At 58.1% G+C, this 3,452-nt stretch carries 2 protein-coding genes and 1 pseudogene; all 3 read right to left on the bottom strand.

What is annotated here, in order from left to right:
* Position 1 precedes the first annotated feature (1 nt).
* Positions 2 to 1,753 (bottom strand): sugar phosphorylase, encoded by a 1,752-nt coding sequence (locus ABX749_RS26500; RefSeq protein WP_372898652.1) that lies wholly within the window; start codon positions 1,751 to 1,753, stop codon positions 2 to 4.
* A 47-nt stretch (positions 1,754 to 1,800) separates the two neighbouring features.
* Positions 1,801 to 3,012 (bottom strand): glycosyl transferase, encoded by a 1,212-nt coding sequence (locus tag ABX749_RS26505; protein ID WP_145207365.1) that lies wholly within the window; start codon positions 3,010 to 3,012, stop codon positions 1,801 to 1,803.
* Positions 3,013 to 3,026: 14 nt separating this feature from the next.
* Positions 3,027 to 3,452: pseudogene (locus tag ABX749_RS26510) on the bottom strand (hypothetical protein); the annotation flags it as partial.

Here is a 3,452-nt window from a genome sequence, read left to right on the forward strand (position 1 = left end):
CTCATCGAGACGTGGGGCGATTGGTGATCCAGAGCGATTGGTAGGGCGCCACATTCAGCACGGCGTTTTGATCGTCGAAACGGGCTCCCGAAATGGCGTCGTGCCAGGCGTCCATCGCGATCAGGTTTAGATCGGATAGTCGTAGTTCCTGCACCGAATCGGTCATGTTGTGCACGCAGAACACGCTTTGGCTGCGGTCGGTGCTCTGCCGCCAAAACGCAAAGAACGGTTCGTGCAGCTGCAGGGTGAACTGCGTCGCGTTGGGGTGGAACGGCAGCATCTGACGACGTAAATCGATGCGGCGGATCAGTTCGTGGAACACCTGATGGTGCACCGACCCTTTGTCGTTCAGTTTCCGTTGCAGGTCCTGCCAATTCCATTTGTGGCGATTGATGCTGCGGTTGTGCTTGGTCGCGTCCACGCCGGCTTGATCGTTGGGGGTGGCCAGCAAGCTGTGGATGTAGAAGGCGGGGATGCCTTCGAGTGCCATCATCACGGTTTGCGAGCACAAGAAACGTTCGACCTGCCAAGGGTCTTCACCTTTGACCGTTCCCCGCAACGCATCAAACAGCGCCACGTTTAGTTCGTAAACGCGTTCGCCGCCGTCGGGCGTGCGGCGGGTCGACACGTGGCCGCCGAAGCGTCGCACGGTTTCCACCAGTTGCAATTGTTCTTCGTCGGACAACAAGCCTTCGGCCGGCCGCATGCCGATGCCGTCGTGCGAGGCGGTGAAGTTCAGGTAGGTGCAGCCCACCGGCGCCGGCGGCATCGTCATCATCCAACGCTTCAGGTATTCCGTTTTTCCGGTCAACAACGCGTGCACCAGCAGCGGCGCCAGGCTGAAGTTGTAGATCACGTGGGCTTCGTTGCGGTTGCCGAAGTACGTCAGGTTTTCGTGGTTGGGGACGTTGGTTTCGGTGATCAGCAAGGTTCCCGGCGCGAAGAAATCGGTGACCGTGCGGATCAACTTGACGACTTCGTGCGTCTGGGGCAGGTGCATGCATGTGGTGCCCGGTTCCTTCCACAGAAACCCGACCGCGTCGAGCCGGAAAATACTGACGCCGTGTTCCAAGTACAGCCGGATGATTTTCAGAAACTCCATCAGCACTTGAGGATTGCGGAAATCCAGGTCGACTTGATCGTGGCTGAAGGTGCACCAGACGTGTTTCAGACCGGCGGACGTTTCGGTCGGTCGCAGCAGTGACGATGCGCGGGGGCGGACGACTTCGGAGAGATCGTCGCCGGCGTTGGCTTCCATGATGTAGGAGGCGCCGGGCTCGATCCCCTTGCGATAATTCTCAAACCATTGACTTTCCGAAGACACATGGTTGATGACGATGTCGGCCATCAACCGATAGTCATCGGCGATCTGCGAGATCTCCGACCAATCGCCCAGCTTGGGATTGACTTGGGTGTAATCGATGACGGCAAACCCGTCGTCGGAGCTGAACGGGCAAAACGGCAGCACGTGGACGGCCGAGATGGAGTCTTTGACGTGTTGCTTGAGAAACGCGTGCAGCGTTTCCAGCGGAACCGCGTCGCCATCGACGATCGAATCGCCGTAGGTGATCAACAGGCAATCTTCTTGCGACCACAATTGGTGAAGCGGCAGTGGCCGTTGTTCTTCGAGATGGTCGAAGATCGCGATGACCTCGTCGGCCAGTCGCTCGGCATTGGAGTCGGGGTAGAGGAAACCGAGGTGTTGAGCAAGTTGCGCGCGAACGGGCGAGTCGTCAGTGTCCGTTGAAGCCATGGAATCGATTGCTTGTAGCGGGATAATCGAGGTTAGAGAGAATCGTTTCAGGCATTGTCTGCCTCCACCGCGCCCAGAATCTGGTCATAGATGTCTGGCACCGCGCTGGTCACTCGCGACCAGTTGTGAATGAAGGGGCTTTCGTCTGGACGATTGAGGAATTCGTCTCCCGCCGCAACGATGACACGGCTGAATAATTCAACCGTGGTTTCCTCTCGGTGACGATCCAGGTTCAGCCCACTCATCACGGCGTCGTTGTGGTAATGGTCCACGACGTCGAGCGCTGTACGGTAGTAACAGGCTTTCAAAGTTCGCAGCATGCTGTTGCTGATCACGAATCCTTGAACGGCCAGTTTTCGAATGAAGGCTTTGCAGATATCGGTCGCCATGCGATGCAACCCGCTCGTGCGATCGTCTTCGGAAACCGGTTGATGTTTGTGATCGTAGGCGTCGGCGATGTCCACCTGACAGATCCGATTCAAGTTGCAATTGCGGTACATTTCCGACAGGGTGCCGATTTCCAGTCCCCAGTCGCTGGGGATCCGCAACGAAGTCACGATTTCGGAACGCATCGAAAACTCACCCGAAAGCGCGTAGCGAAAGCTTCCCATGTAGTCGAGATACTCGACGCGACCGAGCACGGTCTTGAGGGCTCGGATCAACGGAACGACCAGCAACCGAAAGACGCGGCCGTTGAGTTTGCCGTTGGCGGCGCGATAGTAATAGCCTTTACAGAATTGGTAATGGAACGACGGATGGGCCAGCGGGTACAGCAGTCGCGCGGGTATCGAACGATCGTAAGTCAGGATGTCACAGTCGTGCAGCGCGATCGCTTTGGATTGTCCCGATGCCAGGAAGTACCCCAGGCAATACCAGACGTTTCGCCCCTTGCCCGGGTCCATCGGCGCCAACCCTTCGGCTTGCAGGGCGGCATCGACGTGTCGCAGTCGTGTGCCGTCATTCCAGAGCACGACATGGTTTTGCGGCAGTTTGTCGAAGAATCGTTTGGCGGCGTGGAATTGTTGTTCGTTGGCTCGATCGAGCCCGATGATGATTTCGCTCAGGTAAGGGATCTTTGCCAAAGCCTCGACGATTGGTCCCATCGCCGGGCCTTCCAGTTCCGAGTACAGGCACGGCAACAGCAACGCCATCGGAGTCTCAGCGGAAAACTGCACCAATTCTGACTCAAGCTCGTCAGTGGAGCGATTTCGCAGGTTGTGAAGTGTTCCGATAATTCCGTTCTGCGAAAAGTCCGCCATGGTGTTCGCCTAAATCAGTGAAGGGGAGATTGGGAGGGAGGAGTCGCGTCGCGTTCCAGCCGTGTTAGCAGTTGCGAAACGGCTTCGGCCCAGCCGGCGGCACCTTGCGCGGTGGCAATGATCCCCCGGCCGGCGGCAACGTGGACTCCCAGTCCGGAAGGAGTCGGGATACCGATCGGTACATCGGCCAAATCCAGCATGCTCTGGTCGATCGGACTGTCACCGATCGCCGCGAGAATCGGTGGACCGGTGCGCTGCGATGATGGATCGGAGAGCGCCTCTTGATCGGAGTGTGACAGACGCTGTGCGACAGTTTGCATCGCCCGCCCCTTGCTGGTCTGGCCGGCGACGTGCCAAAAACGACCACCGCGGGTCAGGGTGAGCTGGTGATCACGCAACGCTTGTTCGAACTTGGCTCGCTGATCGTCGCTGTCGTCCCA

This window comes from Stieleria sp. (genome assembly GCF_041595215.1).
In the GTDB taxonomy this organism is placed as follows: Bacteria; Planctomycetota; Planctomycetia; order Pirellulales; family Pirellulaceae; genus Stieleria; species Stieleria magnilauensis.